Annotated in this window: 18 protein-coding genes; 13 read left to right on the top strand and 5 right to left on the bottom strand. The window is 69.8% G+C overall.

Annotated features, from left to right (window positions below; translation table 11 throughout):
- Positions 1 to 39: 39 nt before the first annotated feature.
- The 11 genes from AB0J58_RS40640 (at position 40) to AB0J58_RS40590 (ending at position 12,568) form a co-directional block, all read left to right on the top strand.
- Positions 40 to 2,880: an SDR family NAD(P)-dependent oxidoreductase gene (locus tag AB0J58_RS40640; protein ID WP_364226164.1), complete on the top strand. Its 2,841-nt coding sequence runs from the start codon at positions 40 to 42 to the stop codon at positions 2,878 to 2,880.
- 40 nt (positions 2,881 to 2,920) lie between these two features.
- On the top strand, positions 2,921 to 3,856 hold the full coding sequence (locus AB0J58_RS40635) for a ketoacyl-ACP synthase III family protein (protein WP_364226158.1): 936 nt from the start codon (positions 2,921 to 2,923) through the stop codon (positions 3,854 to 3,856).
- Between the two features lie 391 nt (positions 3,857 to 4,247).
- Entirely contained in the window at positions 4,248 to 5,387 is a 1,140-nt protein-coding gene (locus tag AB0J58_RS40630; protein WP_364226155.1) for an NAD(P)/FAD-dependent oxidoreductase, read from the top strand.
- Between the two features lie 76 nt (positions 5,388 to 5,463).
- Positions 5,464 to 6,237, top strand: a complete 774-nt coding sequence (locus AB0J58_RS40625) for an AraC family transcriptional regulator (protein WP_364226152.1) — start codon at positions 5,464 to 5,466, stop codon at positions 6,235 to 6,237.
- A 302-nt stretch (positions 6,238 to 6,539) separates the two neighbouring features.
- A complete protein-coding gene (locus AB0J58_RS40620) occupies positions 6,540 to 7,586 on the top strand; it encodes an iron-siderophore ABC transporter substrate-binding protein (protein WP_364226150.1) in 1,047 nt (348 codons plus the stop codon).
- On the top strand, positions 7,583 to 8,626 hold the full coding sequence (locus AB0J58_RS40615; RefSeq protein WP_343981386.1) for an iron ABC transporter permease: 1,044 nt from the start codon (positions 7,583 to 7,585) through the stop codon (positions 8,624 to 8,626). Before AB0J58_RS40620 ends, AB0J58_RS40615 begins: the two co-directional genes overlap by 4 nt.
- 138 nt (positions 8,627 to 8,764) lie before the next feature.
- A complete protein-coding gene (locus tag AB0J58_RS40610) occupies positions 8,765 to 9,817 on the top strand; it encodes an iron ABC transporter permease (protein ID WP_364226147.1) in 1,053 nt (350 codons plus the stop codon).
- Positions 9,814 to 10,659, top strand: coding sequence for an ABC transporter ATP-binding protein (locus AB0J58_RS40605; protein WP_364226144.1), 846 nt, complete (start codon positions 9,814 to 9,816; stop codon positions 10,657 to 10,659). Before AB0J58_RS40610 ends, AB0J58_RS40605 begins: the two co-directional genes overlap by 4 nt.
- A gap of 45 nt (positions 10,660 to 10,704) precedes the next feature.
- Positions 10,705 to 10,905, top strand: coding sequence for a hypothetical protein (locus tag AB0J58_RS40600; RefSeq protein ID WP_364226141.1), 201 nt, complete (start codon positions 10,705 to 10,707; stop codon positions 10,903 to 10,905).
- Positions 10,906 to 11,069: 164 nt separating this feature from the next.
- Complete coding sequence (locus AB0J58_RS40595; RefSeq protein ID WP_364226138.1) at positions 11,070 to 12,146, top strand: transposase; 1,077 nt, start codon at positions 11,070 to 11,072, stop codon at positions 12,144 to 12,146.
- A 182-nt stretch (positions 12,147 to 12,328) separates the two neighbouring features.
- On the top strand, positions 12,329 to 12,568 hold the full coding sequence (locus tag AB0J58_RS40590) for a glycoside hydrolase family 6 protein (protein ID WP_364226136.1): 240 nt from the start codon (positions 12,329 to 12,331) through the stop codon (positions 12,566 to 12,568).
- Positions 12,569 to 12,749: 181 nt separating this feature from the next.
- On the opposite strand, the gene AB0J58_RS40585 is transcribed toward AB0J58_RS40590, so the two are convergent.
- The 4 genes from AB0J58_RS40585 to AB0J58_RS40570 form a co-directional block, all read right to left on the bottom strand.
- Entirely contained in the window at positions 12,750 to 13,919 is a 1,170-nt protein-coding gene (locus AB0J58_RS40585; protein WP_343981357.1) for a zinc-dependent alcohol dehydrogenase, read from the bottom strand.
- Positions 13,916 to 14,851, bottom strand: a complete 936-nt coding sequence (locus tag AB0J58_RS40580; RefSeq protein WP_364226133.1) for an SRPBCC family protein — start codon at positions 14,849 to 14,851, stop codon at positions 13,916 to 13,918. Before AB0J58_RS40580 ends, AB0J58_RS40585 begins: the two co-directional genes overlap by 4 nt.
- 226 nt (positions 14,852 to 15,077) lie before the next feature.
- Positions 15,078 to 15,737: a response regulator transcription factor gene (locus AB0J58_RS40575; RefSeq protein ID WP_343981351.1), complete on the bottom strand. Its 660-nt coding sequence runs from the start codon at positions 15,735 to 15,737 to the stop codon at positions 15,078 to 15,080.
- On the bottom strand, positions 15,725 to 16,996 hold the full coding sequence (locus tag AB0J58_RS40570; RefSeq protein ID WP_364226130.1) for a sensor domain-containing protein: 1,272 nt from the start codon (positions 16,994 to 16,996) through the stop codon (positions 15,725 to 15,727). Before AB0J58_RS40570 ends, AB0J58_RS40575 begins: the two co-directional genes overlap by 13 nt.
- A 211-nt stretch (positions 16,997 to 17,207) precedes the next feature.
- On the opposite strand from AB0J58_RS40570, the gene AB0J58_RS40565 reads away from it, so the two are divergent.
- Positions 17,208 to 18,068, top strand: coding sequence for a MarR family transcriptional regulator (locus tag AB0J58_RS40565; RefSeq protein ID WP_364226127.1), 861 nt, complete (start codon positions 17,208 to 17,210; stop codon positions 18,066 to 18,068).
- Here AB0J58_RS40565 and AB0J58_RS40560 read toward each other — a convergent pair.
- The gene (locus AB0J58_RS40560; RefSeq protein WP_364226124.1) at positions 18,052 to 19,701 is read right to left on the bottom strand and encodes an ATP-binding cassette domain-containing protein; all 1,650 of its coding nucleotides are present in this window, start codon (positions 19,699 to 19,701) and stop codon (positions 18,052 to 18,054) included. The two genes, AB0J58_RS40565 and AB0J58_RS40560, sit on opposite strands and share 17 nt — an antisense overlap.
- A gap of 94 nt (positions 19,702 to 19,795) precedes the next feature.
- On the opposite strand from AB0J58_RS40560, the gene AB0J58_RS40555 reads away from it, so the two are divergent.
- Positions 19,796 to 20,488 carry a TetR/AcrR family transcriptional regulator C-terminal domain-containing protein gene (locus tag AB0J58_RS40555; RefSeq protein ID WP_364226121.1) on the top strand — a complete coding sequence of 231 codons (693 nt, stop codon included), beginning with the start codon at positions 19,796 to 19,798 and terminating at the stop codon, positions 20,486 to 20,488.
- Positions 20,489 to 20,699: the final 211 nt, after the last annotated feature.

The following is a 20,699-nucleotide window of genomic DNA, read 5'->3' as shown; positions in this document are numbered from 1 at the left end:
CTGAGCCCGGACTGGGCGGCGTTGTATCCGACTCCGCCGGTGATCGGTCGGCCGGAGTTGCCGACGTATCCCTTCCAGCATCGGCGGTACTGGCTCACTTCGACGGAGAGGACAACCGACGTCCCATCGTACGATCTCGAATTCTGGCGTGCCGTGGAGAACGACGATCCGGGAGAGGTGGCCTCCCTGTTGAACATCGTCGATGACGAGCGGATCGCCTCCCTGAGGCCCCTGCTCAAGGATCTCGGGGACTGGCGTCTCGGGAGAAAGGATCGTGCGGTCACGGGGGATTGGCATTACCAGCTCACGTGGCGGCGGCTGGAACGAGAAGTGCCGCGACTGTCCGGTACCTGGCTGGTCGTCACAACGCCCGGACAAGCCGACATGGGCCAGGTATCGGCGACTTCCAGCGCGATGACCGAGCAGGGGGCGAAGGTCGTCACCCTCGTGGTCGCCGACACCGTCTCCCGGGAGGAGCTGACCCGGCACGTTCACGACATGGTCGGATCGCTCTCTCCGTCGGGCGCGGATTCAGGCGTCGACGACCGGTCCGGCGAAGGTAGGTCATCCGCCTTGGCGGGGGTCGTCTCCTGGCTCGCCCTGGACCGGCGCTCTCATCCGGCGTTCCCCCAGCTGCCGGCAGGTGTGATCGGCAACCTCAAACTCGCCCAGGCCCTGGAGGGGATCGACGTTCCCCTGTGGGTCCTGACCCAGAACGCGGTGGTCACCGATCCTGACGAACCGCTGGACGATCCGATCCACGCCCTCTCCTGGGGCCTGCACCTGGTGGCACGCCAGGAGAATCCGCACGGCTGGGGAGGGCTGATCGACCTGGTCGAGCAGGTCGGAGACGAGGTCGGGACACATATCTGCCAGGCACTCGGTGGCGGTGTCGACGATCAGTTCGCTGTCCGGCCGAGAGGACTGCTGCGTCGCCGGCTCAGTCGTAGTGCCGTGCCCCGATCCTCCTCCTACGCATGGCCTTCCGACGGAACGGTGCTCATCACGGGCGGTACCGGAGAAGTAGGAAAGTCCCTCGCCAAGCGGATCGTGCACAACGGCGCCAGACATCTGCTTCTGCTGAGCCGCAGTGGGCCAGAGGCGCCGGGCGCCGCACGGCTGGTCGACGAGGTCCGTGCGCTGGGCGCCGAGATCCGGATCGTCGCCTGCGACATCGCGGATCGTTCCGCTCTGGCGGGGGTGCTCGCCGACATTGACCCCGGTCAGCCGCTGCGGACAGTCATTCACATGGCCGGTACGTTCGACGACGCCACGCTGTCCGACCTCACAGCAGAACGACTGGAGAACGCTCTGCGGGCGAAGGTCGACGGTGCGCTGAACCTCCATGAGCTGACGAAATCCAGTGACCTCTCAGAGTTCATCCTGTTCTCGTCCACGGCCGTCATCCTGGGAGGAAAGGGGTTCGCGAGTTACGCGGCTGCGAACGCCTTCCTGGACTACCTCGCACACCAGCGTCGTGCCCAAGGTCTTCCCGCCCACTCGATCGCGTGGGGGATCTGGGAGGGCAGGGACCACACCTTCCCTCATCACGGTCTGAGAAGAATGCAGACGCAGCGGGCTCTGGCCGAGCTTGAGCAGGTGCTGACCGAGGACCGGCCGACCGCTGTCATCGCCAGCTTCGACTGGGGCAACTTCTACCCGCTCTACACCGCCTATCGTCCGTGTTCCCTGTTCGATGAGATCCCGGAAGTCGCGCGCATCCGCCAAAGCCCGGCCGTCTCCTCCGGATCCGGCGACGCGTTGGCGGTGCGACTGGCGGAACTACCCCCGGAGCGACAGCGCCACCACCTCCTGGGCGTCGTCCAGAGCACCGTCGCCACCGTGCTCGGCCACAGTGACTCCGACGGAATACCGCTCGAACACTCCTTCAAGGATCTCGGCCTGGACTCGCTGACCGCTCTCGAACTTCGTAAGCACCTCAAGCGGGTCATCGGCCTGGAACTTCCAGCCACCCTCATCTACGACTATCCGACCTCGCGGGCCCTCGCCGCCTACATTCACCGGGAGCTCTGCCCAGACGACAGCGGCAAGGACGCCGGCCCGATCCTCTCGCTTCTCAGGCAGGCGATATCACTCGGCAAGCCCGAGGAAGGAGCCGATCTGCTGCTGACCGCGTCGCGGCTGCGCCCGTCATTCGACGACCTCTCCGCTGTGGCGCGACCGCTGCCCTCGACTTCGCTGTCCCAGGGGTCCGTACGACCGGCGCTGGTGTGCCTTTCGTCGGGTGAGTCCGAATATCTCAAATTCGCGAGAGCACTCGAAGGAATTCGCGACGTCTCCGCGATCACCCTGCCCGGGTTCTCCAGCGGAGATCTTCCCGCGAACGTGGCGGTCATGGCCGAGAGCGTGATCAGGGCACTTCCGGAGTCCCCGCACGGGAAGCCGGTCGTACTGGTCGGCAACTCGCTGACGTGTCTTCCGGTGTGCGCGACAGCACTGGCACTGGAACGACTGAACTCGCCGCTCGCGGGTGTGGTGCTGATCGATCCCCCTGGGAACGCGGCGAACGGACACCGCGACGAACTCTCCGCTCTGCTGCGGAGAATGGCAGGCAGGGAGGGGCCCGACGTCCCTTCCGACGAGCGACTCACCGCGACCGCCTGGTACGGCGAACTCTTCCACCGCTGGGAACCCACGGAGATCGAAACCCCGATCCTCCTGGTCCGGCCAGGTCACGCAGGCTCTTCCCCGCGGTTCCCGATCGCGTCCGTGGAAGTCCCGAAGGTGGTGACCGTTCCCGCCGAGACCGACGTACTCGAAGAACACTCCGCGCTCATCGGCCTGACCGTGAGTAACTGGCTGATGGATCTGGCGCGGAGCACGGCCAATGAAACAGGTGGGAACATTGCTCTGGGATAGCGTCTTCATCTCCGGCACAGGGAGATTCCTACCGCCCCGGGTGAACGTCGAGGACGTGCTGAGCGGCTGCGCCATCAGTGCGAATCCGACCAGCCTCAAGCTGTCCGACTGGGCCTCCCTCACCATTTCGCGGGACCACTCGGCAGCGGAGATGGCGGGGATGGCGGCGGTTGACGCGATGAAGAACTCGGGATGCGGCGCCGATGACATCGCGTCGCTCGTCTACGCCTGTTTGGATGATCAGGAACACTTCGCGCCTGTCTGTCACGTGCAACGGGTCCTCGGCGTGCCCGAAGCGCTGGCCTTCGAACTGGGGGCGGCGAGCAACGGGGGAGCGACAGGTCTCGTCGTCGCGGCGAGCCTGCTGAGATCCGACCCTTCCGCCGGCGCCGCTATGGTCACCGCGGCCGGGCGCTACCATGCGGGCAGGTTGGGGCGATGGCAGGAGTCGCTGGGCGTCTTCCTTTCGGATGGTTCCGCCGCGGCGGTTCTGTCCCGCGAGGGCGGGTACGCCCGGCTGATAGCCAGTTCTCACACCTCCGCCGCTGAGCTTGAGTCGCTCGTCGCGGTCCGGGGAGATCTGGATGACGGGAATATCATGCTGGCCCAGAAGACCAGTCTCGGGCCCTACCTTCCCATCATCCGAGATGCCGGCATGAAAACAGTGAAGCAGGTGCTGGAGGAGTCGGGAGTCGAGTTGCCGGAGGTGGCGAAGGTCGCGGTGACCGGGGTCGGCCTCGCCCAGCTCTCCGCCCTGATCCTGGAACCCCTGGACATCGCGCCGAGTCGTACCACGTGGGATTTCCTACGAGAAACCGGCCACGTCGGCCCCGCTGACGCGCTCCTCGGTATCGATCACCTTCTCCGCGGTGGACAACTCCAAAGGGGGGAGAAGATTCTCGTCGTCGGCATGGGAATAGGCTTCCGATTCACCACTTTGCTCCTCGAAGTCTGTGACCCGCCCGTTCCGAAGTAGTCCAGAGCCGGCGACGGCCCGCAGTTCCGCGCCGTCTCGGCCCGCGCCAGGGACGCCTTGCCCGTCGGACGCCCGCGCCCCCGCCCGGGGCGCGGTAGCCGCCGGCAAGGCGAGCCGGCCCCTCACAGGCACCGAACACGAGCGCCAACGCCGGCACGATCGCGCCCAGGAACAGTGACCATGACCATCAAAGCCCCTGCGCCGCCGCCCCTCTCCGTGCCCGGAGCGTCAGTGGCACCGTTCGAGCCGAGCGGGAGAACAATCACTCTGACGTTGGTTTCTCGGCGGAGGGGCTGTCCACGGTCTCGAATGTGGCGACGGTGTGGAGGTATGGGGCAGGTAGCGTGCAAACCCTCGTGCGGGTGAGGCATCGCTCCTACCGTCGCGAGGTATGCGGACAGTGGATGTACTGGTCGTGGGTGCGGGCCTGGCCGGTCTGCGCACCGCCCGCCTGCTCGCGCGACGGGAACTGAACGTGCTGGTGGTCGACCGTCGCAGGTCGCTGTCGACGGGCATCCGCACGACAGGGATCTTCGTGCGCCGTACCCTCGATGACTTCGACGTGCCGGATCACCTGCTCGGGCCGGGTGTCCGGGAGGTGCTGCTGTATCCGCCGTCGCGGCGGGCGCCGATCCGGCTCACCAGCGACCGGGACGAGTACCGCGTGGCCGACATGGCGGCCGTCTACCGGCACGCGCGGCGTGCGGCGGAGTCGGCCGGGGCACGGGTCCTTCTGGGTGTGCGGTATGTCGAGGCGTCGAGGGGTCTTGTGCGGTTCGCGGGTGCGGAACCGGTGATGGCCCGGTTCGTCGTCGGCGCGGACGGCGCCCGCTCCCGGGTGGCCCGTGATCTCGGGCTTGATGTCAACCGGCGCTTCCTCGTCGGTGCCGAGATCGTCCATCCGGTCGCGTCGGGCACGACCACTCCGGCGTTCCACTGCGTGCTGGACCCCCGGGTCGCTCCGGGGTATCTGGGATGGGTCATCGACGACGGCCGACATGCGCATGTCGGCGTCGCGGGTTATCCGAACGCGATGCGCGCCGGTATCCGCCACCTGCTGGACGCCTTCGCCGCAGATGCGCCCGGCAGGACGCCGCCGGCCGGTCCGGTCGAGCGTCGAGGCGGCCCGATCCCGGTCGGCGGTGTGCTGCGACGGTTGGCGTGCCCTGCCGGGTTGCTCGTCGGGGACGCGGCGGGCGCGGTGTCGCCGTTGACGGCCGGTGGGCTGGACCCTTGTCTGCGCATGTCCGAACTGGCCGCGGCGGTTACCGCCGGCTACCTGCGTACCGGCGACCAGCGCGTGCTGAGCCGCTACGACGGGGACGCGTTGCGGGCCCGGTTCCGAGGCCGGCTGTTGCTGCGCCGGGTGTTCGCCGGCATCCGATCCCCTGCTGCGGCGGAGGCGGCGGTGAGTGTGCTGCGCGGTCGTGCCGGTCGTGCCCTGGCGGCGCGGATCCTGTTCGGCGACGGCTCGTTTCCCGAGGTCGGTCCACGGCTCGCGGACCTGGCGATCGACCGCCCCCGCCGGTAACGCCGACCGGCTCTCATGGTCCGCGGGACAGGTCCTAGGGTAGGGGAATGCCGCTCGTGCCCCACCGTGTCCTCTCATGATCAGGGAGACCCGCGTGCTGCCCGCCCTCGCGGCGGGACCGGCCGAGGTGCCGTTCGTGATCCTGGGCTGGAGCGAGACCATCGCCCACGACACCACCTGGAACGAGCACTCGCACCCCTTCCACGAACTGCTCTGGAACGAGCGGGGCGCGTCCACGGCCGTGGTGGGGGCGCGGGTCTGGACGGTCACCCCCGCCCTGGGCCTGTGGATGCCCGCGGGCACGTTGCACTCCGGCTCGGCGATCGCCGGCACCTGGTGTCGCGCCAACTTCTTCGGCTTCGGCACCACGACCTCGATCTTCCCCACGCCCGTCGGCGTGGAGATCACCCCGCTGCTCCGGTTGCTGCTGGAGCGGCTCGCCGACACGGAGTTGTCCTCCGGCTCGCGGGCGGTGACCGAGGCGATGGTGCTCGACGTGCTCACCCCCTCCTCGCGCGAACTGCTCCTGCACATGCCCACCTCCGATCTGCTGCGCCCGATCGCTGACGCGCTCCGGGACGATCCGGGCGATCCGCGGACGCTGGCGGACTGGGCGTCCATCCTGGGCGTGAGCGCCCGCACGATCACCCGTGCCTTCAACGCGGAGACGGGCACCAGCTTCGCGCGCTGGATCGCGGCGGTGCGCGCCCAGCACGCGGTCGCGCTGCTCACCCAGGGGTGGGAGGTCGACGTCGTGGCGGAGGAGGTCGGCTACCGTTCGGCGAGCGCGTTCGGCGCGGCCTTCCGGCGGACGACCGGGCTGACACCGGGGGCGTTCCGAGCGCGTTGAGACTCCGGGACGCCGAAGGCCGCCTTCCACACGCGGCGCGGGTCTCGCGGACGTGTCGTGTCCTCGGGCGGACACCGCCTGAGGGGCCGTCGCCCGGTCTCCGTGTCCCGATCTCAACAACAGGTGTCTCAAAAGGGCTATTGCGACAACTCGGTCATTTCTCCTAAGGTTCCAAACAAGGCAAGGCTTACCTAACTAGGTTGAGAGCTTGCGGTAGCACGGTGTACCGCTCCACGAACGCAGGACCGCGATCCAGACGTGTGAGGGCCGGCACCAGCGGAATTCTGAGAGTGGAGTACGGATTGAAGCGCCCATATAGCCTTCGCATCCTCGCCGTGACGGCCATCCTGCTGGGCATCGCGGGCTGCGGCGGCTCGTCGGAGACCAAGAACGAGAGCGCGAGCAGCACACCGAGCAGCAGCCCGAGCGCCTTCCCCATGACGGTCGAGCACGCGCTGGGGAAGATCACCATCCCGGCGAAGCCGGAGCGGGTGGCCACGGTCAACTGGGCCAACCACGAAGCGCCGCTGGCCCTCGGCGTCGTCCCGGTCGGCATGGCCGCCGCGAACTTCGGCGACGACGACGGCGACGGTCTCCTGCCCTGGGTGAAGAAGCGCCTGGAGGAACTCAACGCCCAGACGCCCGTTCTGTTCGACGAGACCGACGGCATCGACTTCGAGGCCGTCGCCGACACGAAGCCGGACGTCATCCTGGCCGCCTACTCGGGCCTGACCAAGCAGGACTACGACACCCTGAGCGAGATCGCTCCCGTGGTGGCCTACCCGGACGCCGCGTGGGCGACCCCGTGGCGCGAGATCATCCGGATGAACAGCAAGGCCATCGGGCTCGCCGACGAGGGCGAGAGGCTCATCACCGACATCGAGGGCGACATCAAAGCGGTCGTCGCGAAGTACCCGCAGCTCAAGGGCAAGTCGGCGATGTTCATGACGCACGTCGACCCCAACGATGTGAGCGAGATCGGCTTCTACACGACGCACGACACCCGCACGCTGTTCTTCGAGGACCTCGGGCTGACGATTCCGGGCAGCATCACCAAGGCGTCCGAGGGCACGGACAAGTTCGCCCTGACCCGGAGCGCGGAACAGATCGACGTGTTCGACGACGTCGACATCATCACCGGATACGGCGACGAGAAGGGCGAGCTGCTCGAGAAGCTCCGTAAGGACCCGCTGCTGTCGAAGATCCCCGCCGTCAAGCGCGGCTCGGTGTACCTCCTGCCCGGCAGCACGCCCCTGGGCACCGCCGCGAACCCGACCCCCCTGTCGATCTCGTGGGTGCTGGAGGACTACGCCAAGGCGCTCGCCGAGGCCGCGGACAAGGTCAAGTGACGCCGGTCGACACCGACCGCCCGCCGGACGCCGCTCTCGTGCGGCGTCCGGCGCGCGTCCGGGTTCTGTGGCTGCTCGTCACGGTACTGGTCCTGGCCGTGCTCATGGTGGCCTCGGTCGCCCTCGGCTCGCGCGACGTCGCCTGGTCCGACGTCTGGGCCGCGCTCGGCGGCGCGGACGACACCCTTGAACAGGCGGCGGTCGCCAAGCGGATACCGCGCACCCTGCTTGCGGTGGTCATCGGTGCCGCGCTCGGCCTCGCCGGCGGCGTCATGCAGGGCGTGACCCGCAACCCGTTGGCCGACCCGGGGATCCTGGGCGTCAACATGGGCGCGTCGCTCACCGTCGTCACCGCCGTCGCGTTCTTCGGGCTCACGTCGCCGACCGGGTACATCTGGGTCGCGATGGCGGGAGCCGCGGTCTCGGCCGTCTTCGTGTACGCCGTCGGGTCCCTCGGGCGCGGCGGGGCCACGCCCCTCAAACTCGCGCTCGCCGGCACTGCCACGTCGGCGGCCTTCGCGTCCCTGGTCAGCGCCGTCGTCCTGCCCCGCAACGACATCGCCGGGAGCTTCCGGCTCTGGCAGATCGGCGGGGTCGGCGGCGCGTCCTACGAGCGCATCGGGCAGGTCCTGCCGTTCCTCGTCGCCGGCCTCGTCGTGTGCCTGCTGTCCGCGCGGGCGCTGAACTCGCTCGCCCTGGGCGACGAACTCGCCGCCGGGCTCGGCGAGCGCGTCGCCGTCGCCCGGGCCACGGCCGCTCTCGGCGCCGTCGTACTGTGCGGGGCGTCGACGGCCGTCACCGGGCCGATCGCCTTCGTCGGACTCGTCGTCCCGCACACGTGCCGCCTGCTCGTCGGCGTGGACCACCGCTGGCTGCTGCCGTTCTCTGCCCTGGTCGGCGCGTCGCTGCTCACCGCGGCCGACGTCGTCGGCCGCATCGTGGCGCGCCCCGCGGACATCGAGGTGGGCATCGTGACGGCGCTGATCGGCGCCCCGTTCTTCATCCACATCGTCCGCCGCCAGAAGGTGCGTGAGCTGTGAGCGAGCGTAGCGAGCGAACCAATGAACACAGCAGCGTTGCGCTCACAGGCCCGACGAAGGAGGGACTGTGAGCGAGCGTAGCGAGCGAACCAATGAACACAGCAGCGTTGCGCTCACAGGCCCGACGAAGGAGGGACTGTGAACACCCCCGCCGCCACCCGGCCCTCCGTCGTCCAGGCCGTCGCCCGCGGCCGCCGCCGGAGCGCCTCCCGGCGCCGCGCCGTCGTCCTGACACTGGCGGTGCTCGTCGTCGCCGGGTTCGCCGTGACCCTGATGTTCGGGCAGACCTTCTACCCGCCCCGCGACGTGGTCCGCGTCATCCTCGGCGAGCAGGTGCCGGGGGCGTCCTTCACGGTCGGGCGGCTCCGGCTGCCGCGGACCGTCCTCGCCGTGGTCGCGGGATTCAGCTTCGGCCTGGCCGGCGTCACCTTCCAGACGATGCTCCGCAACCCGCTGGCCAGTCCCGACATCATCGGCATCAGCTGGGGGGCGAGCGCCGCGGCGGCCATCGCGATCGTGTCGCTGTCCCTCGGCGGGACCCAGGTGTCGATCTTCGCCATCGTCTCCGCCCTCGCCGTCGCCCTGCTGGTCTACACCCTGGCGTTCCGGGACGGCGTCGTCGGCACGCGGCTCATCCTGATCGGCATCGGGATCTCCGCGATCCTCGAGAGCATCACCTCGTACGTCCTGTCCCGGGCCGCCGAGTGGGATCTCCAGGAGGCCCTGCGCTGGCTGACCGGCAGCCTCAACGGCACGACCTGGGAGCAGGCCCTGCCCGCCCTCGTCGCGCTGGTCGTGCTCACCCCCGTCCTGCTGGCGAAGTCGCGGGACCTGTCGGCGTTGCGGCTCGGCGACGACACCGCCTCCGCCCTCGGGGTCCGCGTCGAACGCACCCGCGTCACGTTGATCGTCGCCGCCGTCGGCCTGATCGCCTTCGCCACGGCGGCGGCCGGGCCGATCGCGTTCGTGGCGTTCCTGTCCGGCCCCATCGCGGCCCGGCTCGTCGGCACCGGTGGCTCCCTGCTCGTGCCCGCCGGGTTCGTCGGCGCCCTCCTGGTCCTCGTCGCCGACTTCGCCGGCCAGTTCGCGTTCGACGTCCGCTACCCGGTCGGCGTCGTCACGGGCGTTCTCGGCGCGCCGTACCTCGTCTATCTGATCGTCCGCACCCATCGGGCCGGAGGCTCGCTGTGACCACGTCCCACTCCCTCGTAGCCGAAAGCCTCACGCTCGGCTACGGCGACCGCGTCGTCGTCGAGTCCCTCGACCTGGCCGTGCCGCCCGGCGAGATCACGGTCATCGTCGGTGCGAACGCCTGCGGGAAGTCGACACTCCTGCGTTCCCTGTCCCGGCTGCTCGCACCCCGGGCGGGCCGTGTCGTCCTGGACGGCAGACAGGTGCACCGCATGCCCGCCAAGGAACTGGCCCGCACGCTCGGACTGCTGCCCCAGTCGCCGGTCGCGCCCGAGGGCATCACCGTGCTCGACCTCGTCGGCCGCGGCCGCCACCCCCATCAGGGGATCTTCTCCCGGTGGAACGACGGGGACGACGCCGCGGTGGCGGCGGCCCTGGAGGCCACCCAGACGACCGACCTCGCCGACCGCGCCGTCGACGAGCTGTCCGGCGGCCAGCGCCAACGGGTCTGGATCGCCATGGCGCTGGCCCAGCAGACCGACCTGCTGCTCCTTGACGAGCCCACCACGTTCCTCGACGCCAGCCACCAGATCGAGGTCCTCGACCTGCTGACCGACCTGAACCACACCCGCGGCACCACCATCGTGATGGTCCTGCACGACCTCAACCTCGCCGCCCGTTACGCCGACCACCTCATCGCCCTGGCCGACGGCCGCCTGCACGCCTCCGGCACCCCGGCCGAGGTCCTCACCGAGGACAACGTCCGCACCGTCTTCGGCCTCGACAGCCGCATCATCGAGGACCCCGTCTCCGGCAGCCCCCTGATGCTCCCCATCGGCCGCCACCGCATCCGGCCACAGCCTGCCTCGTCCCCGGATCACACACGAGAGACACCCCTCTGACCGTGCGGGCCGCCCCTGGGTGATATGTGCCAGGGGAAGTCGTACATGCTCGCCTTCGACGCCTCGTCCTCCGTTCCGGTCGGCGCGGTCACCACCGTGCAACTCGCGAACTCCCCGTACACCAACACCCTGACCCAGGCGATCTCGCTCTCCCCGACGAGCAGGCGATTCAGCTTCACCTCCGGTCTCAGCACGCCGGCCGGACAGGTGTCGTTCCAGCTCGGCAGGAACGCCGCCTTCACCTGAATCTCCCGAGGATGCCCCGGCCTTCAGGCCGGGGTGGAATCGGGAGCGGGAGGGCCGCCCAGGCCCGGGCGTGCCCTGGCCGGTCCGTCATGTCGATCGGCTTCTTGCTGAGTCGTGTAGAGGAAACACGGAACGGAAGAAACAATGAATGTCATGCTCATTGCATGCTGGTGACGGAGATGCTGAAACTCGCCCCGAGCGCTGAGCAGCGCGAGGCGCTGCTGGCGACGATGCGGGCATGCAACGCCGCCGCCAACCGGGCCGCCGAGGTGGCGTTCGAGCACCGCACCGCCAGCAAGATCGCCTTGCAGAAGCTGGTGTACGCCGACCTGCGAGCCGGGTTCGGCCTGTCGGCGCAGATGGCCATCCGGTCGATCGCCAAGGCATGCGAGGCCTACAAGCGCGACAAGAACATCAAGCCGGTGTTTCGTGAGCTGGGTGCGGTCGCCTACGACCAGCGAATCCTCACCTGGAAAGGCCGCGAGGCGGTCAGCGTCCTCACCCTCACCGGCCGCATCGTCGTCCCCGTCGTCTACCGGGGCCGCTGGTCGACGACCAGCGGGGCCACCGCACGGGGGCAGGCCGATCTCCTCTACCGCGACGGCATGTTCTTCCTCGCCGTCGTCGTCGACGTGCCCGAAGCACCGCGGGGTGACGAGCCCGGCGAGTGGCTGGGGGTGGATCTCGGCATCGTGAACCTGGCCACCGACTCCACCGGCGAAACCCACACCGGCAAGGGCGTGCGGGCTGTGCGGCGGCGCAACGCCCGCTTGCGCGCCCGCCTGCAGGCCAAGGGCACCAAGTCCGCCAAGCGGCTTCTCAAGGCGCGTCGCCGCAAGGAGTCCCGGTTCGCCCGTAACACCAATCACGTCATCTCCAAGCATCTGGTCGGTAAAGCCAAAGGCACCCAACAGGGGATCGCCCTCGAAGACCTCGAAGGTATCCGTGATCGGGTAACGGTTCGTAAGGCTCGGCGTGCCGACCTGCACTCGTGGGCGTTTCACCAGCTCCGCACGTTCGTGACCTACAAGGCGGCCATCGCCGGGGTGCCCGTGCGTCTGGTCGACCCTCGCGACACCTCCCGCACCTGCCATCGGTGCGGGCACTGCGACAAGCGCAATCGTCCCAGCCGGGACGATTTCACGTGCCTCGGCTGCGGGTTCGCCGGCCCCGCCGACCACAACGCTGCGATCAACATCGGTCGCAGGGCAGTGAGTCACGCTGCCGACGACGCGGCCTGAACCGTGCACCCCATGCACGGCGAGGAGCTGCAAGCTCGGCCCCTTCAGGGCCGAGAAGCTGACCTTCTACATGGACAACGTCTCGCTGACCGAGCAGCCGGGATCCGGGCCGGTCGCCATGACCAACGGCTTCTACGTCGACCCCGGCTCCAATCCGGCGAACTGGGTACGAGACAACGCGGGTGACTGCGAAGTGGGTGATCGACACAAGCCGCAACGGCAACGGCTCCAACGGTGAGTGGTGCAACCCGGCCGGTCGTAAGATCGGCATGACCGCCCAGGTCGGCGGTGGCGGCGGCACCGAGATGCTGCTGTGGGTGAAGATCCCCGGCGACTCCGACGGCAACTGCGGCATCGCCCCGAACACGTACGCCGGCCAGTTCGACCCGGCCATCGCCATTCGCCTGATCAACGGCACCTGATCTGACATCTGAGCCGTCCAGGCCGGCTCGTCGCGCGTACGAGAAGCGATCTTCGACAGTGACCCGCCCGGGTCGAAGGCCGTCTCCGGTGATCAGAGACGGCCTTCACCGTATGCGGAACCGCTCCATGTCCGCTCGCCCGACGGGAACCGGCCCGCTCGGTGTCGGGCGGATAGGCCCGTCAGGGAGTGAGGACGATCTTGTTACATTCGTCCTCCTTGTTCTTGAACATCTCGAAGGCGCGCGGGGCGTCCTGCAGCCGCATGCGGTGACTGATGACGAAGCTGGGATCGATGTCGCCGTTGCGGATCCTGCCCAGCAGGGGTTTCAGATAGCGCTGCACGTGGCACTGGCCGCTGCGCAGCGTCAGTGACCGGTTCATCAGCGAGCCCATCGGGAACTTGTCGATCAGGCCACCGTAGACGCCGATCACGGAGACGACCCCGCCGTTGCGGCAGGACATGATCGCCTCGCGCAGGGCATGCGGCCGGTCGGTCTCCATCCGGGTCGCCTGCTTGGCCCGGTCGTAGGCGTGCACGACGCCCGCGGGGTGATGGGCCTCCATGCCCACCGCGTCGATGCAGGCGTCCGGTCCCCGACCGGCGGTCATGTCCCGCAGCGCGTCGAGGACGTCGACCTTCTCGTAGTCGAGCGTCTCGGCACCGGCGCGCTCGGCCTTCCGTAGCCGGTAGGGGAAGCGGTCGATGGCGATGACCCGCTCGGCGCCCATCAGGAACGCGCTGGCGATCGCGAACTGGCCGACCGGCCCGGCGCCCCATACCGCGATGACGTCCCCGGGCTTGATGTCGCACATCTCCGCGCCCATCCAGCCGGTGGGCAGGATGTCGGACAGGAACAGCACCTGATCGTCCGGCAGGTCGTCCTCGATCTTGATCGGCCCCACGTCGGCGAACGGCACCCGCGCGTACTCCGCCTGCCCCCCGGGGTAGCCGCCGAGCATGTGGGAGTAACCGAAGATCCCGGCGGGAGAGTGCCCCATGAGCTTCTCCGCCATCCCGGCGTTGGGATTGGAGTTCTCGCACACCGAGTACATGCCGTGCTGGCAGGCGCCGCAGGCGCCGCAGGCGATCGGGAAGGGCACAACCACGCGATCGCCGACCCGCAGTTCTCGCACCTCGGGGCCCACTTCCACCACCTCGCCCATGAACTCGTGGCCGAGGATGTCGCCCTTCTTCATGGTCGGGATGTAGCCGTCGTAGAGGTGCAGGTCGGAGCCGCAGATCGCGGTCGAGGTGACGCGGACGACGGCGTCATGAGCGTTCAGGATCGTGGGGTCGGGAACCTCTTGGACCTCGACGGTGTTGCGCCCCATCCAGCAGTTGGCCTTCACGAGGTACTCCCTGACATCACGGGCTGAGCGGGGCGTTGCCGGGCCTGCCGCAGGGCGCGGGTGCCCTCCGGGCTCCCTTCGGAGCGGACCACCTCTCCGATCTCCATGACCTGCTTGAACCGGCGCAGGTCGTCTCGTACCTGCTGCTCGGGGTGCTCTCCCAGCAGCCTGGCGAAGGCCGCGCCCACCTTGCCGCCCGGAGGGGCGTAGCGGAGGTTCACCCGCACCTCCGTGCCGCGCCCGCCGGGCGCGTCGGTGAAACGTACGGAACCGCTGTTGTCGACGGTGGCCTTCCCGGTGGAGCGCCAGGTGATCACCTCGCCGGAGCGGTCCTCGACGATCACGGCCTCCCACTCGATGGCCTTCCTCACGGGCCCCTTCGCCTTCCAGTGTGATCGCCCGTCACCGATCGTCCGCACCGACTCCAGGTGCGTCATGAAGCTGGGAAGGTTCTCGAAGTCGCGCCAGTACCGGTACACGTCCTCGCGGGGGCGATTGATCGTGACGGCCGCGTGCAGGTTCATCCAGCGCGCGGACCTCTTCTCCGGACGGTGCCGGCTCACGCGTATCGCGGCGCACAGGTCGGCGGCCGTGACGGCGGCGGCCGCCGCCGCCACCGCTGTGACGCGGCCACGTCTCCAGCCGGTGCGGTCGGCGATCGCCCGGCCCAGCAGGGTCAGGTCCAGGGCATCACCCGCGACCCGGGCCCACACCCAGGGAACGGGATCGCGGCTGCTCAGCAGGGTCGCCGCGTGGAACAACTCCCGTACGCCCACCAGCGCCACCGCGCCGAACGCCTTGGGCGAGTCGTCGACTCCGGCCAGGCGGCTGATGGCACCCGGTGCGGCGAGCTGCGCCACGCCCAGTCCCAGGCTGGTCCAGCCCAGCGCGCGAACGAGGGGGGAAATCGGATATTCGTGTTCTTCAACCATGATATTCCTCACCTGGATGGTGGCTTCCCGCCGCTCCAGCGGTGGTCACGACCGCTCTCGCCGCCCCATCTGCGGTAGGGGCACCCCGCCCGGATGGGCGTTCCTCCGGTCTACGACGCACCCGCGCGGTAGTTCTCGTCCCTACCCGCGCTGAGTGGAATGACACCGACTGTCCGAATCCTTCAGACAGTCCTGGACTTTCCGGAGACCTCCACGACGGTTGGCGCTACCACCGGCGCTGGGCGTCCTCCAGGTAGCGCAGGACGGCGGTGACGCGCCGGTCCGCCTGGTCGGTGGGTGCCAGGTCGAGCTTGGCGAAGATGCTGCGAATGTGCTTGTGCACGGCACCGTCGGTGACGAAGAGCCGATCGGCGATGGCGGTGTTGCCGAGCCCCTCGGCCATCAGGGCCAGCACGTCGCGCTCGCGGGGGCTGAGGCGGTCCAGCCCGCTGTCGGGCCTGGTGCGTGCGAGAAGCTGCGCGACGACGTCCGGGTCGATGGCCGTACCTCCGGCCGCCACCCGGTGCAGCGCGGTCAGGAACTCCTCGACCCGTCCGACCCTCTCCTTCAGCAGGTACCCGAGGCGGGAGCTGCCGTGGGCGAGCAGTTCGGTGGCGAAGGCCTGCTCGACGTACGCGGACAGCACGAGCACGGCCAGGCCGGGTCTGCGGCGCCTGGCCTCGACGGCCGCGACGATCCCTTCGTCGGTGTGGGTCGGCGGCATCCGGACGTCGACGATGGCGACGTCCGGATCGTGGGCGTCGACGGCCCTCAGGAAGCCGTCGGGGCCGGCGGCGGTGGCCACGACGTCAAGCGACTCGGCGCGCAGCAGCAGTGCGAGACCTTCGCGCAGCAGCGGATCGTCCTCGGCGATCACGATCCGCATGGCAGGCTCACAGTGAGGGTGGTGGGACCACCGGTTGGGCTGTCCAGCATGAATGTCCCGTCGTGTGCTTCGGTGCGGTTACGGATGCCGACGATCCCGGACCCGCTGAGCTCGTTCGCCCCGCCGCGGCCGTCGTCGGTGATCTGGAGGTGGAGCCGGTCGTCGCGGCGGCGGACCCTGACGACGACGTGCCGGGCACGGCTGTGCCTGGCGATGTTGGTGAGGGCCTCGGCCACCACGAAGTAGGCGGTGGCCTCGACGGACGCGGCGCACCGGACGGGAACGTCGGCGTCGATCCGGCAGGGGACCGGGCAGCCGACGGCCAGGCCGGTGAGGGCGTCGGAAAGGCTCCGGTCGGTCAGTACCGGCGGCAGGATGCTCCGGACGACCCCGCGGAGCTCGGCGAGCGCCTGCTCGGCGGCGTCCTGCGCGCGTTCGAGAATGGCCTTCGCGTCGGCCGGGTCGCGCGCCACGGCACGACGGGCCGCGCCGAGCAGGACGGTGACGGCGACGATCCGGTTCTGGGTGCCGTCGTGCAGCGACCGTTCGATCCGCCGCAGCTCGGCGGCGTGCGCGTCCAGCGCGGCGGCACGGGTCGCGGTGAGCTGCGCGACCCGCAGCGCGAGGTCGGTGCCGGGGTCGGGTGCCAGGAGTCGCCGGCCGAACCATGCCTGCAGCCGCGCCATGCCCGGGGTGAGGAGCATGGTGACGGCGATCCAGCCCAGGCCCAGCGCGCCGACTCCGAGGGCACCGGGCAGGTCGCGCACGGTCCAGAACCCCATGGACGCGGTGGCCGCCTCGTCCGGTGGCAGCAACCGCCACCACAGCGGGAAGGTGAGGTCGCGCACCGCGTTGAGGGGCAGTGTGAGACCGGCCAGACTGAGGAACAGCCCGAGGACGGCATGGGTGGCCACCCAGCCCAGCTCGCGACGCGTGGCCGGATCGGCGAGGGCGGCGCGCAGCCCGGACGGTGCCGGCTCCGGGTCGATGATCTCCGGACCCCAGCGGGAGAGCCGCGCGCGCTCCCGGCCGGCGACGGCGCGCACCCCGCGCAGCGCGACGGGCACCAGCGGCAGGCCCACGCCGACGAGGCAGGCCAGCGCGGTGACGACCGCCGACAGGAGTACCACCAGCGCCAGGACCGCGGTGCCGAACCCGCCGGCGAGGTGTTCGAGCGCGTCCAGGGTGGTGCGGGCGCGGGCGAACACGTCCCATCGACGGGCCGGCCCGGGGGCGGCCGGAGGGGCATGGGTCGGCATCCGCACATCCTGGACCAGTCGGCGGGACATCGTCCAGGCAGTCGTCGGATCACCGGCCAGAAGTACAGCCTGCTGTACCTCGCCGGTCCCGGCGGCGGAGGTTCCCAACGTCGACGCGGGCCGGACCCGAGTCGCGATCCGGCTCCCGCCGGTCTTCGACCTACGTCAACTCTTCGAACGATCAGCGCCGCTAGGCTTGTTCGGGGAGGTGATGGCTGTGCCCGACCAGCGGGGAGGGGCCGTCGGCGAGGAGTCCGGGCCGTTGCGCGTGACCATCGGCTCGCTGATGCGGCGGGTCTTCACCGGCATCACCGGCGAGGCCATGCGGGACGGGCCGCAGTCCCGTGACTTCGTGGTGCTCGACATGCTGGCCGACGAGGACGCGCCCTCGCAGCAGGACCTCGCGCACCGCCTCGGCATCAATCGAACGATCATGGTCAAGCTGCTCGACCGGCTTCAGCAGGCCGGTTACGTCACCAGGACCCGTAACCCGGCCAACCGCCGTACCTATGTCCTGTCACTGACCGACGAGGGCCGTGCCGCACTGAAGGACATGCGCCAGGCCGTCGCCGACCGGGACGTCCGGCTCACCGCTCCGCTGACCCCGGCCGAACGGCGGCGCCTCACCGAACTGCTGAGCAGGCTGGTCGCGTATGACGAGCGGTCCACCGTCGCGAGCACCGAGCACCTCATCGCCCAGGCCCACTACCAGCTGCGCCGGCTCGGCGACCACAGGTTGGCGGAGTACGGCCTGCGCACCCGTCATTTCGGCCTGCTGCCCGCCCTGGACCGGCTGGGCCCCTGCCCCCAGCAGCAACTCGCCCGGTACCTGGACCTCACCGAACCGGCCGCCGCGTCGCTGGTCGAGGAACTCGTCCAGGCCGGGATCGTGGTCCGCGGCCAGGATCCGCACGACCGCCGCCGCTACGCCCTGGAACTCACCGACCTCGGCCGTGCCCGCCTTCCCGCGGTCCGCGACGCGATGCTGGGCGTCGAGCACGACATTGAGAAGACCCTCGGCCCCGACGGCGTCCAGGACCTCCGAGCCCTGCTCGTCAAGCTCCTGCCGTAGGCGAGACGCGGGAGCGCTCCACCCGGCCCTCGTGCCATACCGGTTCGGGGCTCTCGTAGACGGTCCCGTCGGCGCCGAAGATCAGGAAGCGGTCGAGGTCGGCGGCGAACCAGCGGTCGTGGGTGACGGCCAGGACGGTGCCCGAGAAGGCGGCCAGGCCCTGTTGCAGGGCCTCGGCGCTGGCCAGGTCCAGGTTGTCGGTCGGCTCGTCGAGCAGGAGCAGGGTCGCGCCGGACAACTCCAGCAGTAGGATCTGCAGGCGGGCCTGCTGGCCACCGGACAGGGTCTCGAAGGGCTGGGACGCGGCGGGGGCGAGTTCGTAGCGGGCGAGAGCGGCCATCGCGTCGTTCAGCGTGAGCGGGTGACCGGCCATGACCAGTTCGACCGGGGTGTGGCCGTGCAGGTCGGGACGGGCGTGGGTCTGTACGAAACGGCCGGGCACCACCCGCGCTCCCAGCCGTACCGAGCCGGTGTGCCGCACCGTGGGAGTCGCGTCGTCCGCGGCCTCCTGAAGCAGCAGCAGGAAGTGGGACTTGCCCGAACCGTTCGAACCGAGCACCCCGATGCGCTCGCCGTACCGGATCTCGCTGTCGAACGGCCGCATCAGGCCGGTGAGCTCCAGGTTCTCGCAGATGACGGCACGCTTGCCGGTGCGGCCGCCGCGCAGGCGCATCCGCACGTTCTGCTTCCTGGGCGGGCGTTCCGGTGGGCCGGCCTCTTCGAACCTGTCGAGCCGGGTGCGCGCGGCACGGTAGGCCGAGGAGACCGCGTCGTTGTTGGCGGCGGTCTGTCGCAGGGTGCGCACCAGGTGTTCGAGCCTGGCGTGCTCCTCGTTCCAGCGCCGGAGTCGCTCCTCAAGCCGGGCGACACGCGCCTCGCGGCCCTGGGCATAGGTGGCGAAGCCCCCGCCGTGCACCCAGACGCCACGTGACTCCACGGTCACGATGCGGTCGGTGGCGCCGGCCAGCAGCTGCCGGTCATGGGAGACCAGCAGCACGGTCTTGGTGGTGGCCCGGAGCCGGCCCTCCAGCCACTGCTTGCCGGGTACGTCCAGGTAGTTGTCAGGTTCGTCCAGCAGCAGGACCTGGTCCGGGCCGCGTAGCAGGGACTCCAGGACAAGCCGTTTCTGCTCGCCTCCCGACAGGGTGTTCACCGGACGGTCCCGGACGGTGTCGTAGGGCAGGCCCAGGGCCGCGGTGGTGCAGGTGTCCCAGACGACCTCCATGTCGTAGCCGCCGGCGTCGGTGTGGTCGGCGATCGCCTGTGCGTAGGCCAGCTGGGTCTTCTCGTCGTCGTGGGCGGCCAGCGCCGACTCCGCCCACTCCAGGCCCGCGGCGGCCGCACGGACCCGGTCGGGCGCCACCGAGAGCAACAGGTCGTGCAGGGTCCGGCCGTCGCGGACGCTGCCGATGAACTGCCGCATCACCCCCAGCCCTCCGGAGTGGACCACGCGGCCGTCGTCCGGCCGCACATCCTGGGCGATCAGCCGCAGCAGGGTGGTCTTGCCCGTGCCGTTCGGTCCCACCAGGCCGGCCTTGACCCCGTCGCCGATCCGGAACGACACCTCGTTCAGGAGCAGTCGCCCGTCCGGCAGTACGTAGGTCAGCCGGTCCACCTCGATATGTCCCGCCACTGCCGCCCCCCTCTGCTCGATCCGGTCACCGGATCGTTGATCTGGTGACCGGATCATTGATCCAGTGCTCGATCAACATACTAGGCTCGTCCTCGTGGAAAAGGGCAAGGCGGAAAACGTGTGGCTGCGATCGTCCGGAGGCGTGGGGCGCGACGCTCCTCCGCTCAGCCGGGACCGGATCGTCGAAGAGGCCGTGGCCCTGCTGGACGAGGAGGGCGCCGGCCGCCTGACCATGCGCCGGCTCGCCGAGCGGCTCGGTACCGGCTCCACCACGCTGTACTGGCACGTCAAGACCAAGGACGACGTCCTCGACCTCGCGCTGGACGCGATCTTCGCGGAGGTCGAGATCCCACGGGACAGGGAGCGCGACTGGCGGGCCGACATCACCGCACTGATCGGAGGATGGCGCGCCACGCTTCTGGAGCACCCCTGGTCGGCGGCGCTTCTGGGCCGGCCGATGCTGGGCCCCAACGTGCTCGCCCGCAGTGAATTCCTGTATGCCACCCTGCTGGGAGCCGGGGTCGTCGAGCCTCACCTCACCGCCGCGGCGTACGGGCTCTCCAATTACGTCATCGGCTCCGCCCTGATGCAGGCCACCTGGCTGAACAGTGTGGAACCGGCGGTGCGGCAGGCGGCCGGGGAGCACCTGCGCGCCAACCGAGAGCGTTATCCCGCGCTCGCCGCCCATGGCCCCCTCGTGGTGGACGACGACTGGGACACCGGCTTCACCCTCGGCCTCACCTGGCTCCTCGACGGCATCCAGGCGAGCCGCGCTCCGTCGACGTGATCGGTCGAGCGCCAGGGAACGGCGTACCCCTCGGGGGCATGACACCGCCTGATGCCCCGGAGCCGAGGCGGCGTGCCGGGGGTGAAGGCGGCCGCGACTTCTCCGTGGGGCCAGGTAGGCGTCAGGGCGGGGGACCGGAGCCCGGCGGGCCGGAGTAGGTGTCGGGGGGGGGGGGGGGGGCCGGCCCCGGGGGGTGGGGGGGAGGTGAGCC

Source organism: Streptosporangium sp. NPDC049644 (assembly GCF_040675205.1).
GTDB lineage: Bacteria > Actinomycetota > Actinomycetes > Streptosporangiales > Streptosporangiaceae > Streptosporangium > Streptosporangium fukuiense.
This window is presented reverse-complemented; position numbering and strand designations above follow the sequence as displayed.